This is a genomic window from Streptomyces sp. Act143, from assembly GCF_003143935.1.
Lineage (GTDB): Bacteria > Actinomycetota > Actinomycetes > Streptomycetales > Streptomycetaceae > Streptomyces.
Genome location: NZ_QFRX01000001.1, coordinates 6,820,629 through 6,834,251 on the forward strand (window position 1 = coordinate 6,820,629; position 13,623 = coordinate 6,834,251).

General features: G+C 70.6%; 13 protein-coding genes. 9 read left to right on the forward strand and 4 right to left on the reverse strand.

The window, feature by feature from the left end; translation table 11 throughout:
- The first annotated feature begins 31 nt into the window (after window positions 1-31).
- The gene (locus DI272_RS31185; RefSeq protein ID WP_109498515.1) at window positions 32-1,438 is read left to right on the forward strand and encodes an FAD-binding oxidoreductase; all 1,407 of its coding nucleotides are present in this window, start codon (window positions 32-34) and stop codon (window positions 1,436-1,438) included.
- Between the two features lie 17 nt (window positions 1,439-1,455).
- Here DI272_RS31185 and DI272_RS31190 read toward each other — a convergent pair whose 3' ends face one another.
- Window positions 1,456-1,869 carry an SsgA family sporulation/cell division regulator gene (locus tag DI272_RS31190; protein WP_109498516.1) on the reverse strand — a complete coding sequence of 138 codons (414 nt, stop codon included), beginning with the start codon at window positions 1,867-1,869 and terminating at the stop codon, window positions 1,456-1,458.
- 214 nt (window positions 1,870-2,083) lie between these two features.
- On the opposite strand from DI272_RS31190, the gene DI272_RS31195 reads away from it, so the two are divergent.
- Window positions 2,084-3,958 (forward strand): RDD family protein, encoded by a 1,875-nt coding sequence (locus tag DI272_RS31195; protein ID WP_181387373.1) that lies wholly within the window; start codon window positions 2,084-2,086, stop codon window positions 3,956-3,958.
- Between the two features lie 89 nt (window positions 3,959-4,047).
- The gene (locus tag DI272_RS31200) at window positions 4,048-4,701 is read left to right on the forward strand and encodes an RDD family protein (protein ID WP_109498517.1); all 654 of its coding nucleotides are present in this window, start codon (window positions 4,048-4,050) and stop codon (window positions 4,699-4,701) included.
- 30 nt (window positions 4,702-4,731) lie between these two features.
- Here DI272_RS31200 and DI272_RS31205 read toward each other — a convergent pair whose 3' ends face one another.
- Window positions 4,732-5,010 (reverse strand): hypothetical protein, encoded by a 279-nt coding sequence (locus DI272_RS31205; RefSeq protein ID WP_109498518.1) that lies wholly within the window; start codon window positions 5,008-5,010, stop codon window positions 4,732-4,734.
- A 403-nt stretch (window positions 5,011-5,413) separates the two neighbouring features.
- On the opposite strand from DI272_RS31205, the gene DI272_RS31210 reads away from it, so the two are divergent.
- Together DI272_RS31210 and DI272_RS31215 are read left to right on the forward strand one after the other, a co-directional pair.
- Window positions 5,414-7,825, forward strand: coding sequence for an immune inhibitor A domain-containing protein (locus DI272_RS31210; protein WP_109498519.1), 2,412 nt, complete (start codon window positions 5,414-5,416; stop codon window positions 7,823-7,825).
- 53 nt (window positions 7,826-7,878) lie between these two features.
- Window positions 7,879-8,223: a hypothetical protein gene (locus DI272_RS31215; protein ID WP_109498520.1), complete on the forward strand. Its 345-nt coding sequence runs from the start codon at window positions 7,879-7,881 to the stop codon at window positions 8,221-8,223.
- 1 nt (window position 8,224) lies between these two features.
- On the opposite strand, the gene DI272_RS31220 is transcribed toward DI272_RS31215, so the two are convergent.
- Entirely contained in the window at window positions 8,225-8,815 is a 591-nt protein-coding gene (locus tag DI272_RS31220; RefSeq protein ID WP_109498521.1) for an isochorismatase family protein, read from the reverse strand.
- 73 nt (window positions 8,816-8,888) lie between these two features.
- Entirely contained in the window at window positions 8,889-10,235 is a 1,347-nt protein-coding gene (locus DI272_RS31225) for a nicotinate phosphoribosyltransferase (protein WP_109498522.1), read from the reverse strand.
- A 138-nt stretch (window positions 10,236-10,373) separates the two neighbouring features.
- Here DI272_RS31225 and clpS point away from each other — a divergent pair, with 138 nt between their 5' ends.
- From clpS to DI272_RS31250, 4 genes are all read left to right on the forward strand, one after another.
- The gene (gene clpS / locus DI272_RS31230; protein ID WP_109498523.1) at window positions 10,374-10,691 is read left to right on the forward strand and encodes an ATP-dependent Clp protease adapter ClpS; all 318 of its coding nucleotides are present in this window, start codon (window positions 10,374-10,376) and stop codon (window positions 10,689-10,691) included.
- An 11-nt stretch (window positions 10,692-10,702) separates the two neighbouring features.
- On the forward strand, window positions 10,703-11,305 hold the full coding sequence (locus DI272_RS31235) for a DUF2017 domain-containing protein (RefSeq protein WP_109498524.1): 603 nt from the start codon (window positions 10,703-10,705) through the stop codon (window positions 11,303-11,305).
- A gap of 325 nt (window positions 11,306-11,630) precedes the next feature.
- The gene (locus tag DI272_RS31245) at window positions 11,631-13,061 is read left to right on the forward strand and encodes an amino acid permease (RefSeq protein ID WP_109498525.1); all 1,431 of its coding nucleotides are present in this window, start codon (window positions 11,631-11,633) and stop codon (window positions 13,059-13,061) included.
- Between the two features lie 133 nt (window positions 13,062-13,194).
- Window positions 13,195-13,617 (forward strand): Mov34/MPN/PAD-1 family protein, encoded by a 423-nt coding sequence (locus DI272_RS31250; protein WP_079309854.1) that lies wholly within the window; start codon window positions 13,195-13,197, stop codon window positions 13,615-13,617.
- The last annotated feature ends 6 nt before the right edge of the window (window positions 13,618-13,623 follow it).

Below are 13,623 nucleotides of genomic sequence, written 5' to 3' on the forward strand. Positions count from 1 at the left end.
GGTTCACACCGATGGCCCCGGGTGCGACGCTGTGATCATGAGCCGTATCGAAGCGCCTCGCGACGAGGAGACCGGCAACCTGGTCGACCGCCTCCTCGCCGGCCTCCCCGCCGAGGCCGTCCTGACCGACCCGGACGTCACGGCCTCCTACGCCAACGACATGGCCAGCTTCTGCCCGGCCGGCGCCCCCGCCGTCGTCGTCCTGCCGCGCACGGTGGAGCAGGTCCAGCACGTCATGCGCACCGCCACGGAACTGCAGGTCCCCGTCGTCCCGCAGGGCGCCCGCACCGGTCTGTCCGGCGGCGCCAACGCCACCGACGACTGCATCGTGCTCTCCCTGACCAGGATGGACCGCATCCTGGAGATCAACCCGGTCGAGCGCATCGCCGTGGTCGAACCCGGCGTCATCAACGCCACCCTCTCCCGCGCGGTCAACGAACACGGCCTCTACTACCCGCCGGACCCCTCCAGCTGGGAGATGTGCACCATCGGCGGCAACATCGGCACCGCCTCGGGCGGCCTGTGCTGCGTGAAGTACGGGGTGACGGCCGAGTACGTCCTCGGACTCGACGTCGTCCTCGCCGACGGCCGCCTGCTGTCCACCGGCCGGCGCACCGCCAAGGGCGTCGCCGGATACGACCTGACCCGCCTGTTCGTCGGCTCGGAGGGCTCGCTCGGCATCGTCGTCAAGGCGACCCTGGCGCTCCGGCCGCAGCCGCCCCAGCAGCTGGTGCTGGCCGCCGAGTTCGCCTCGGCCGCCGCGGCCTGCGACGCCGTGTGCCGGATCATGGAGGGCGGGCACGTCCCGTCCCTCCTCGAACTGATGGACCGTACGACCGTCAAGGCCGTCAACGCCATCGCCCACATGGGGCTCCCGGAGACCACCGAGGCCCTCCTCCTCGCCGCCTTCGACACCCCGGACCCCGCGGCCGACCTCGCCGCCGTCGGCGCCCTGTGCGAGGCCGCCGGCGCCACCCAGGTCGTCCCGGCCGACGACGCCGCCGAGTCCGAGCTCCTCCTCCAGGCCCGGCGGCTCTCGCTGACCGCGCTGGAGGCGGTCAAGGGCACGACGATGATCGACGACGTGTGCGTGCCCCGCTCCCGGCTCGGCGACATGCTCGAAGGGGTCGAGCGGATCGCCGGGAAGTACGACCTGACCATCGGGGTCTGCGCCCACGCCGGCGACGGCAACACCCACCCCACCGTCTGCTTCGACGCCGCCGACCCCGACGAGTCCCGGCGCGCCCGCGAGTCCTTCGACGAGATCATGGCCCTCGGCCTGGAGCTCGGCGGCACGATCACCGGCGAGCACGGGGTCGGGGTGCTGAAGAAGGAGTGGCTGGCGCGCGAGCTCGGGCCCGTCGGGGTGGAGATGCAGCGGCAGATCAAGCAGGTCTTCGATCCGCTGGGCCTCCTCAATCCGGGCAAGCTGTTCTGACGTTCGGCGAGTACGGCTCACTGGGCGAGCAGCTGGTCGAGCGCATCGTCGATGCCCAGCTGGTCGCCCTCAGTCCCCGGGGGCACCACCCGCAGCGTCCGCTCCAGCCAGGCGGACACCTGGGCGGCGGGCGCCTCCAGGAGGGCGTCCCCGTCGGGTGAACTCAGCGCCATCAGCACGACGCTGCGGCCCTCCGCCTTCGTCGGCCACACCCGCACGTCCCCGTGCCCGCACGGCCGGAACACCCCCTCCACCAGCAGGTCGCGGGAGAACGTCCAGTTCACCGGCTGGTCGGAGTTGATGTGGAAGGTGACGTGGACGGCGTACGGATCGTCGGTGCGGTAGCTCAGCCGGGCCGGCACCGGGATGCTGCGCTCCGGCGACAGGATGAGGTTGAGCTCCAGTTCGCGTTCCACCACGGTGTAGTGCATGTCGTACGGTTCCTCTCCGCTCGTGCGCGGCCCTGGGGCGGGCCCGCGGAAGGAGAGAGCGGGTGGACCCGCGAGCATTACGCGGGTTCGGAGAACTTTTTTTCCGTACTTCTCGAACGTGTGGGTCCGGTGGGACTGGCGGTGGGGGGTTGCGCCGGTCTGATAGATGTGGAGCCCCCTCTATTCACCCCCGAGCAGATACGGGACGACGGACATGAGCGCCCCAACCCCGGCCCCCGGTGACGACAGGCCCCGCGAGGGCTACTACCCGGACCCGTCCATCCCCGGCTACGTCCGGTACTGGAACGGTGCCGCCTGGGTGCCGGGCACGAGCCGCCCGGCCCCGTCGGACGGCGCACCGCCGGCCCCGCCGGGTGCGGGGGCGGCGGGTGCGGGTACGGCCGCCGCCGTGCCGCCGGTGGAGGAGACCGGCCCGCACTTCTTCGACGAGGACCCGCAGCCGGAGGCCGCGCCGGCCGACGCCCGGCACGGCAGCCGTCCCGAGCCCGCGTCCGCCTGGGGCGCCGACCGCGACCGGCAGTCCGGTTTCGGCGGCGACCAGGACCGCCGCGTCTCCTGGGGTGCGCCGGCCGGCGCCGACCCGCGCGTCCCGTCCGAGACCGCCGGCACGGACGGCACGGCCACGATCCCGCCCGCGGAGGGCGCCTCCGACGTCCCGTCGGGCAACACGTTCGTGTTCCGGCGGCCCACGACGGGGGCGCCGGGCGCCTCCGGCGGACCGGCCTTCGGCTCGCGCGGCCCCTCGGGGCCGGGTGCCGCGGGTGGTGCCGCGGGCGAGGCGTCCGGCGGCCCGGTGCCGGGCGGCGCGGCCGGAGGCACCTCGGCCTCCGGCGGTCCGGCGTCCGGCTCCCCGGCCGGCTCCGGCCCCGCCGCCGGACGCCCCGCGGGCGCCGCGACTCCCGGTGTCCCCGGCCCCGGTGGCCCCGTCGGCGACGAGGGGACCATGACCTTCCGGGCGGTCTCCCCGCGCACGACCCAGCAGGGCGGGGCGCAGGCGGGAAGCACGGGCGGCGCGTCGGCGGGCGGCTTCGGCGCACCGCCTTCCGCGGCCACGCCCCCCTCCACCACCGGCGGCCCCGCCTTCACCGGCCCCGGCACCCCAGCCTCCGGCGCTTCCGCTTCCGGCACCCCGGTCTCCGGCGGCCCCGGCTCCGGAACCCCCGCCTCCAACGCCCCCGGCTTCGGCTCTTCGGGTTCCAGCAGCCCCGGCCCCGGCACTCCCGGCTCCGCCACCTCCGCTTCCCACGCCCCCGGCTTCGGTGCGGGCAAGGCCGCTGCCGAGCGGGCCGCTGCCGCGCAGGTCCAGGCAGGGGCCGCCGCTCAGGCCGCCGCCGCCCCGAGCGCGCTGTCCGGTCCGCAGCAGGCCAACCCGGCCGCCGCCCCCGCGGCCCCGGCGGCTCCCTCTGTTCCCCAGCAGCCCACCCCCGCCTCCGCGACCCCCATGACCAGCGGCCCCGGCGGCGGTCAGCCCTCCTGGGCGCAGCAGGTGCACCGGCTCGCGGGCGCGTCCGGCGAGGACCAGCCCGTCGCGCCCTGGAAGCCGCCCGTCGACGACATCTTCCAGGCCGCCGCCCGGCGTCAGGCCGCCGCCCGCCCCGCCTCCCTCGGCAAGCGGCTGGCGGCGCGGCTGCTGGACACGGTCGTGGTGCTCGGCGTCACCGCGGGGGCGGCCGTACCGCTCGGCACCAAGGCGCTCGACCACGTCGACGAGAAGATCGACGCGGCGAAGCTCAGCGGCGAGACCGTCACCGTCTGGCTGCTGGACGGCACGACGTCGATGTATCTCGGCATCGTCCTGGCCGTCCTCCTCGTTTTCGGCGCCCTCTACGAGGCGCTGCCCACCGCCAAGTGGGGCCGCACCCTGGGCAAGAAGCTGCTCGGTCTGGAGGTGCGGGACATCGAGGGCGGCGAGCCCCCGTCCTTCGGCGCGGCCCTGCGCCGCTGGCTGGTCTACAGCGTCCCCGGACTGCTCGTGATCGGTGTCGTGGGTGTCGTATGGGGCCTGTTCGACAAGCCGTGGCGCCAGTGCTGGCACGACAAGGCCGCGCATACGTTCGTGGCGGGATAGCCGGATACGGCAGAACGGTCACCTGATTCCGTCCCCCGGACGGCCGCTCGCCGGATGCGGAGCCGGGGGGTTCGCGGTCGACTCGGGCCATGAGCAGCGAACCGCCCCCCGGCTCCGGTCAGCAGCCGCCGGAAGACGACCCGTTCAGGAAGCAGCCCCCGCCGACGGGCGACTCCGGTTCGCCGTACGGCAGTCAGCCCCCGCCTCCGCCCTACGGCGGTAACCCCTACGGCGGTGACCCCTACGGCGGTGACCCCTACGGCGGTGGTGGTTACCCCGCCGATCCGCTCGCCGGGATGCCCCCGCTCGCCGACAGCGGCCGGCGCACCCTCGCGCGGATCATCGACATGATCCTGGTCGGGATCGTCGTCGCCCTGCTCACCTGGGGCTTCGGGGTCAACGAGTACGACGTGGACGCCGACAAGGTCGAGTACGGCAAGTCCTTCGCGCAGTCGCTGGTCGCCGCCCTGCTCTATATCGGCTACGACACCTTCATGATCACCAAGTCGGGTCAGACGCTCGGCAAGAAGTGGCTGAAGATGCGGGTGGCGAACCTGGAGAACGGCTCCACGCCGTCGGTGCAGGCCGCGCTCGTCCGCTCCCTGGTGCTCTGGGTCCCGTTCGCGTTCTGCTGCGCCTGCATCTGGACCGCGATCTCGGGCGGCTGGAGCTTCTTCGACAAGCCCTACAAGCAGGGCCTGCACGACAAGGCCGCGAAGACGGTGGTGGTCAGTACCCGCTGACCACCACCGCACGCCGGTTCAGGATCGGGTTCAGGCGGCCTTCCGGGAGCTCGTGGCCACGGCGGCCACGGGCTCCTCGGCCGTCACCGCGGGAGCGGCGGCGACCTCGGCGGGCTTCTGCACCGCGACCACCCGCGACCCGGGCATCGGCACCGTCATGGCGACGAGGAGCCCGAGCGCGAGCGCCGCGACGGCGATGACCGCGATCCCGGCCCCCGAACTCGTCTGGGACAGCAGCAGCATGGCGAGCGTCGAGAAGATCACGGTGAAGGAACCGTAGGCGAGCTGTGCGGCAGTCGGACGAGGCATGGCAATCGTGTCCTCGGAAGTGGGGGTCCACGGGGGTGTCGGCCTGGCTTTCCGCCGAATTTCGAACGTTCCGCCAAGCGACTCTATTCGCGTGCATGCCCGAGCGGAACGAACAGTAAGCGTGACCTAACCAACAGTACCGGTGCACAGGGGGCGCACGGATTCATACCGTCCACCAAGTGGACGGGGACGAGCGCCGGTCGACCGGGACGCGAGGTGTTCGTAAAGCGAACGTCAACTCCGCATAGCGCACTTGTTCTGTTCAGGTCAAGGTCTGTCTTTTCTTCTGAACCTCTAGTCAAATGACGTCACTTGACTACACGCGTTGATCACGCGCGCGCGGACCCTCCATGACCAGGACCCCTCCTGCCCCCGCGCGCGCAGACGCGGGGGAGGACCTCAAGTGACCAGTAGATCCTGGACGTTCAGAGCGGCGGCAACCACCGTCGCGCTGGCCGCCGCGACCGCGACGTTCTCCACGTTCGCCGTCGCTCAGGCCGGCACCGCCGCTCCTCAGTCGGCCACCGCGAACCGGACCGACCCGCAGCCGGCGAGGACCGAGCAGCAGCACGACTTCGACGGCCCGCTCTCCAAGACTCAGGAGGCGCAGCGCGAAGAGGCGCTCAAGCAGGTCATATCCGGCGACGCCAAGGTGCAGCAGCGCCACGGCTCGCAGGTCGTCGCGCTCAAGAGCCGCAAGGGCGACAGCAAGTACGTCGAGCTGGGCCGCGAGCGCACCGACAAGATCTTCACGATCCTCGTCGAGTTCGGCGACCAGGTCGACAGCCGCTACGGCGGCACCGCGGGCCCCGCCCACAACGAGATAGCCCAGCCCGATCGCGCCCAGGACAACTCCACGGCGTGGCAGGCGGACTACAACAAGGCCCACTACGAGGACCTCTACTTCGGCGACGGCACCGCGTCGATGAAGACCTACTACGAGAAGCAGTCCTCGGGCCGCTACTCGGTCGAGGGCGAGGTCACCGACTGGGTCAAGGTCCCCTACAACGAGGCCCGTTACGGCTCCAACTCCTGTGACACCTGCGCCTGGAACGCGGTCCAGGACGGCGTCACCGCCTGGGTCGCCCAGCAGAAGGCGGCGGGGCGCACCGACGCGGAGATCAAGGCCGACATGGCCGAGTTCGACCAGTGGGACCGCTACGACTTCGACGGCGACGGCGACTTCAACGAGCCCGACGGCTACATCGACCACTTCCAGATCGTGCACGCCGGTGAGGACGAGTCCGCGGGCGGCGGCGCCCAGGGCGAGGACGCGATCTGGGCGCACCGCTGGTACGCCTTCGGCACCGACGCCGGCAACACCGGCCCCTCGGGCAACCTGCTCGGCGGCACCCAGGTCGGCGACACCGGCATCTGGGTCGGCGACTACACCATCCAGCCGGAGAACGGCGGACTCGGCGTCTTCGCCCACGAGTACGGCCACGACCTCGGTCTGCCGGATCACTACGACACGTCCGGCGGCGGCGAGAACTCCACCGGCTTCTGGACCCTGATGTCCTCCGGTTCCTGGCTCGGCACCGGCAAGGACACCATCGGTGACCTGCCCGGCGACATGACCGCCTGGGACAAGCTGCAACTGGGCTGGCTGGACTACGACGTGGCGAAGGCCGCGACCAAGTCCAAGCACAAGCTGGGCGTCGCCGAGTACAACACCAAGAACAAGCAGGGTCTGGTCGTCGAACTGCCCAAGAAGGCGGTCACCACCGAGATCGTGACCCCGGCCCAGGGCGCCACCCAGTGGTGGAGCGGCAGCGGCAACAGCCTCAACAACACGCTCTCCCGCTCCGTGGACCTCACCGGGAAGTCGGCGGCCACGCTGACCCTCGACGGCTGGTGGGACACCGAGGCCGAGTACGACAACGTCTACACCGAGGTCTCCACCGACGGCGGCACCAAGTGGACCGCCATCGACGGTACCGCCGACGGCGCGGCCCTGCCGAAGGACGCCAGCGGCCAGCCCGTGCTGACCGGCGCCTCGGAGACGTACAAGAAGCTGTCGTTCCCGCTGGACGCCTACGCCGGCCAGAAGATCGACGTGCGCTTCCGCTACTCCTCGGACAGCGGTGTGGCCGGCAAGGGCTTCACGGCCGACCGGATCTCCGTGACCGCCGACGGCACCGCCCTGTTCAGCGACGACGCCGAGACCGCGGACGCGGCCTGGACGGCGAAGGGCTTCTCCCGCGTGGGCGCCTCCTTCAGCAAGGAGTACGCGCAGTACTACATCGCCGAGAACCGCCAGTACGTGTCGTACGACAAGACGTTGAAGGTCGGCCCGTACAACTTCGGCTTCTCCACGACCCGTCCGAGCTGGGTCGAGCACTACCCGTACCAGAACGGCCTGTTGATCTGGAAGTGGGACACCTCCCAGGCGGACAACAACACCAGCGCCCACCCGGGCACCGGTCTGGTCCTGCCGATCGACTCGCACCCGGCGGCGCTGAAGTGGTCCGACGGCACGCCGATGCGCAGCCGCATCCAGGCATACGACTCGCCGTTCAGCCTCTACCGCACGGACGGCATCACGCTGCACAACGCGGACGTCGCGACCAAGATCCCGTCGTCGAAGGGCGTGCCGGTCTTCAACGACCACACGAGCACCTACTACGACGAGACCACCCCGCTCGCCGGTGTCCGTGTCACTGACACCAACACCAAGATCAAGATCGTCAAGGAGGCCCTGAACGGCTCCACGATCTCCGTCGAGGTCGGCCCCGCGGTGAAGCAGTTCGCATTTCCGCAGGTCAGAAGGCGATCGGCGGCGACCCCCTGGCGGGTCGCCGCCGATCGTGTTTAGGTGCCACCTGATGACTTTCTTATTGACACCGGTGCACACGGGGGTGTGACTGCATGGCCGCAGGAGGTTTCTGCAAGCTGCCGACCGGCAGCGTGGTGGTGGCGCTGAACCTGCCCAGACCCGCCGCCGACGGCACGGACTGCGTCCGTGTCCTCGTCCACGCCCGCAACCGGGCGCGCGCCCTGACCAGGCTGCGCAATCTGGGGCTGCGGGCGGTCTACCTGCGCGGCAACGCGGCCCCGCCGACCCCGGACGAGATCACCGCCGTACTCCACCACCCGGACGGGCTGATATGGCGTACGGCCCCTGACAACGCTGTCGGGCTGGGGCCGGAGCTCGCCCAGGAGCTGTGGCACCCGATCAGGGCGCTGCTGCGGCGACCGGCGGCGCCCGCCTGAGTCAGGCGACGACGGGCTTGCCGGAGAGCTCCACGCCCGCGTCCCGCATCTCCTCCAGCGCCCGCTCGGTGGTGGCCTCGGCCACCCCGGCGGTCAGGTCGAGCAGCACCTGGGTGCGGAAGCCCTCCCGCACCGCGTCCAGCGCGGTGGCCCGCACGCAGTGGTCGGTGGCGATGCCGACCACGTCGACCTCGGTGACCTCCCGCGCCCGCAGCCAGTCGGCCAGCGCGACGCCGTTCTCGTCGGCGCCCTCGAAGCCGCTGTAGGCGGCGGCGTAGGCGCCCTTGTCGAAGACGGCGTCGATCGCGCCGGAGGCGACGGCCGGGGCGAAGTTCGGGTGGAAGCCGACGCCCTCGGTGCCCGCGACGCAGTGCGCGGGCCAGGAGTGGACGAAGTCGGGGTGGTCGGCGAAGTGTCCGCCGGGCGCGATGTGGTGGTCGCGGGTGGCCACCACGTGCTGGTAGCCGGAGCCGGCCGCCTGCCCGATCAGCTCGGTGACGGCGGCGGCCACATCGGCACCCCCGGCCACGGCGAGGCTGCCCCCCTCGCAGAAGTCGTTCTGTACGTCGACGACGATCAAGGCGCGGCGCATGGTGGGTGTCCTTCGACTATGAGTGGACGGAAGAGCCTGGAGACTTCGACGGCCTGGCGGGAGGGCACCGTTTCTAGCTACCCGACCGCCCGTGCACGTACTCCGTCGGAAGGACGGGTTCCCCGCGCGACAGCTGTGTCGCCGACAGCGGCAGCCCGTCCCGCGCGGCCGTGTGCCGGTCCCGTACGGCGTCCAGCGGCTCCCGCGCCACCACGTCCCCGCCCTTGACCAGCTCCACCAGCAGCTGCCGCTCGGCCAGCTCGGCCGGGACGGCCCCGGTGCCGACGACCTCGGCCTCCGCGACTCCGTCCTCGTCGAGCCGCCGCGCGGCCCACTTGCGGCCGCCGATCGAGGTCTTCCCGCCGGACGACTTCTTCGCCACCGGCACCAGCGGCGCCCTGGGGTCGGCGGACTCGGCCCGCGCGACCAGCTTGTAGACCATCGAGCAGGTCGGGTGCCCGGAGCCGGTGACCAGCTGGGTGCCGACGCCGTACGCGTCCACGGGCGCCGCCGCGAGGGAGGCGATGGCGTACTCGTCGAGGTCCGAGGTCACGATGATCTTCGTGTCCCGGGCGCCCAGCTCGTCCAGCTGCTGCCGCACCCGGTGCGCGACGAGCAGCAGGTCACCGGAGTCGATCCGGACCGCGCCCAGCTCGGGACCGGCGACCTCCACCGCCGTACGCACCGCGCTCGCGACGTCGTACGTGTCCACCAGCAGGGTGGTGTTGCGGCCCAGCGAGTTCACCTGGGCCTGGAAGGCGTCCCGCTCGCTGTCGTGGAGCAGGGTGAAGGCGTGGGCGGAGGTGCCGACGGTGGGGATGTTGTAGCGGAAGCCGGCCGCGAGGTCGGAGGTGGAGGCGAAGCCGCCGACGTAGGCCGCGCGGGAGGCGGCGACGGCGGAGAGCTCGTGGGTGCGGCGGGCGCCCATCTCGATCAGCGGGCGGTCACCGGCGGCGGACGACATGCGCGAGGCGGCGGCCGCGATCGCGGAGTCGTGGTTGAGGATCGAGAGGATCACGGTCTCCAGGAGCACGCACTCCGCGAAGGACCCCTCCACCCGCATGATCGGCGAGCCCGGGAAGTAGACCTCGCCCTCCGGGTAGCCCCAGATGTCGCCCGAGAAGCGGTACGAGGCGAGCCAGTCCAGCGTCGGCTCGTCGACGATGCCCCGTTCCCGCAGGAAGCCGAGGACGCCCGCGTCGAAGCGGAAGTTCTCGACGGCGTCCAGCACCCGCCCGGTTCCGGCCACCACCCCGTACCGGCGCCCGTCGGGCAGCCGCCGGGTGAAGACCTCGAAGACGCTCCGCCGCTCGGCGGTACCGGCCTTCAGTGCGGCCTGCAGCATCGTGAGCTCGTACTGGTCCGTGAAGAGCGCCGTCGAAGGAACGTCCACCGGCAGCCCAAGGTCCGCTACATCCACGAAAGCTCTCCTAGCTGTGAATCTCCGGGTTCCCCAGGTCGGCCGGGGGTCCGGGGGTTGTCCCCCGGTGCATGCAGCATGGCAAGGGATGCTACACCCCTTTACGTCAGTGTGACGATTTATGGTGAGCGTGGCAGCATGGGGCGTGTGACGTCACCCGCTCCCGTAGAGATCGAACGCACCGAGTCGGCGGAAGAGGTCTTCGCCGTCCCCGAGCCGGACGTCCCCTGGGTCACGATCGTGCACAACGACCCGGTCAACCTCATGAGCTACGTGACCTATGTCTTCCAGACCTACTTCGGGTACACGAAGGACAAGGCCACCAAACTGATGCTCGACGTCCACCACAAGGGCCGGGCCGTCGTCTCCAGCGGAACCCGCGAGGAGATGGAGCGCGACGTGCAGGCGATGCACGGCTACGGACTGTGGGCCACCCTCCAGCAGGACCGGAAGTAGCGATCCCTCTGATGCCAGGCACCTTCGAACCGCTCCCCGGCGGCGGCGCGGCCGTCGCGCTCGACGACGTCGAGATCTCCATCATCCGGTCGCTGGCCGTCCAGCTCCTGGAGCTGATCGGCCCCGGGCCCGGCGAGGACGCCCCCGACGACCCGCTCGCCGAGCTCTTCGCCGAGGGCCCGAGCGAGCCGCCCTCCGACCCGGTGCTGAGGCGCCTCTTCCCGGACGCCTACAGCGACCCCGAGGGCACCCCGGAGGCCAAGGAGGCGGAGGAGCAGCGCGCGTACTCGTCGGAGTTCCGCCGCTACACCGAGAACGACCTCAGGGCCGGCAAGCGCGACAACGCCCTCGCGATGATCCGCAGCCTGGACGCGCTGAGCCCGGTGGACGACGGCGGGGCGGTGCTGAAGCTGTCGGCGGAGGAGTCCCGGCAGTGGCTCGGCTCCCTCAATGACCTGCGCCTCGCGATCGGTTCGCGGCTGGAGATCACCGACGAGGAGGACACGGACCTGCTCTACCGGCTGCCGGACGAGGACCCGCGCAAGCCGATGGTGATGGCCTATCTGTGGCTCGGCGGGTTGCAGGAGACCCTCGTCTCCACCCTTATGCCCTGATCCGAGACGGTGGGGCGTTCGCTCAGAGGACGCTCAAATCCGGATAACGATCGCGTCAAAGCGGCGGTCGCGTATGCCCATCCGGGGCGCCTTTTGTCCGCTTCTTCCTGTGTCGTGCGCCACATGGGGCTGAGGCGATCAATATTTCGGGCGTGATAAATCTTCACGACCGCCCGACGAACACCACCCGTATGTTCGGTCGGGTGCGCCACCGAGCCGGTCACCGCCGGCCAGGCAGAAAGCTCCATCAATCCGGGGGGATCGAGAACCGGTCCGAGGCCGACGAGAGGCCGAGGGTCGGCATGGAGAAAGGCGCACCACACATATGACCTCCGCTCAGGTCGACAGGGGTTCTGAGAACACCTCCGAAGAGGGGTACGAGCGCGGCCTCGGCAGCCGCCAGGTCCAGATGATCGCGATCGGCGGCGCCATCGGCGTCGGCCTCTTCCTGGGAGCCGGGGCGAACATCGCCAAGGCCGGTCCCAGCCTCATCTTCATGTACGCCCTCGCGGGCGTGATCATCTTCTTCATCATGCGGGCGCTCGGCGAGCTCCTGCTCTACCGCCCCGTCTCGGGTTCCTTCGCGGAGTACTCCCGCGAGTTCCTCGGCCCGTTCTTCGGCTACTTCACCGGCTGGACGTACTGGCTGATGTGGGTGGTCACCGGCATGGCCGAGCTCACGGCCGCCGCGATCTACGTCAACTACTGGTTCCCGCACATCCCGCAGTGGACGACCGCCCTGGTCTTCCTGGTGATCCTCTTCGGGGTCAACCTGATCTCCGTGAAGCTCTTCGGCGAGCTGGAGTTCTGGTTCTCGATGGTCAAGGTCACCGCCCTGATCGGCATGATCGTCATCGGCCTCGGCGTCCTCACCTTCGGCTTCAGCTCCGCCGGTGACACCGCCGCCGTCTCCAACCTGTGGGCCTTCGACGGCTTCTTCCCCAAGGGCATCGGCTCGTCCCTGATGACCCTTCAGGGCGTCATGTTCGCCTACCTCGCCGTCGAGCTGGTCGGTGTCACGGCCGGCGAGTCCGAGGACCCGGAGAAGACCCTCCCCAAGGCGATCAACACGCTGCCGTGGCGTATCGCGCTGTTCTACGTCGGCGCGCTCACCGTCATCCTGTGCGTGGTGAAGTGGACCGAGTTCGCGCCGGGCGTCTCCCCGTTCGTCGCCGCCTTCGCCAAGATCGGCATCCCCGCGGGCGCGGGCATCGTGAACTTCGTCGTCCTCACCGCCGCGCTGTCCTCCTGCAACTCCGGCATGTACTCCACGGGCCGCATGCTGCGGAACCTGGCCGACAGCGGCGAGGCCCCCGCGGCCTTCAAGAAGCTGTCGTCCACGAAGACCCCGGCCCTCGGCATCACCGTCTCGGTCCTCTTCATGGGCATCGGCGTGGTCCTCAACTACATCGTCCCGGAGAAGGCCTTCGGCTACGTCACCTCGGTGGCCACCGCCGCCGGCATCTGGACCTGGCTGATGATCCTGGTCAGCCATGTCCTGTACCGCCGCGCGGTCGAGGCCGGCCGGCTGCCCGCCTCGCCGTTCCCGGCGCCGGGCGGCGCGAAGTGCTCGTACGTCGCCATCGCGTTCCTGCTGTTCGTCACGGGCCTCATCGCCGCCGACGCGGACTCCCGGGTCTGCCTGTACGTGATGGCGGGCTGGGCGGTGGCACTGGGCATCGGCTGGGTGGCGCTGAAGAGCCGCAACCCGCAGATCGCCGCACGCCGCGAGCCGGAGTTCGAAAAGGTCGGCTGACCCTTCCCGCAGGACGTCCGGCACAGGGAGTGCTCGTGGAACTCTCTGTCGCTGCCGCTCAAGGCGTCCGGTATATGGGCCGTCCCGTACCACCTGTCGGTACGGGGCGGCCCGTCTGCTTATCCTGACGGACATGCTGACCATCACCCAGGCCCTCGTCGACCAGATCGTCGCCCACGCACGCAAGGATCACCCCGACGAGGCGTGCGGCGTCGTCGCGGGCCCGGCCGGCTCGGACCGACCCGAGCGCTTCATCCCGATGCTCAACGCCGCCATGTCGCCCACGTTCTACGAGTTCGACTCCGGCGACCTGCTCAAGCTCTACCGCGAGATGGACGACCGCGACGAGGAGCCGGTGGTCATCTACCACTCCCACACCGCGACCGAGGCCTACCCCTCCCGCACCGACATCTCCTACGCCAACGAGCCCGGCGCCCACTACGTCCTGGTCTCCACGGCCGACACCGACGGACTCGGCGACTTCCAGTTCCGCTCCTACCGCATCGTCGACGGCGAGGTCACCGAGGAGGACGTGGAGATCGTCGAGGCATACTGATCACCG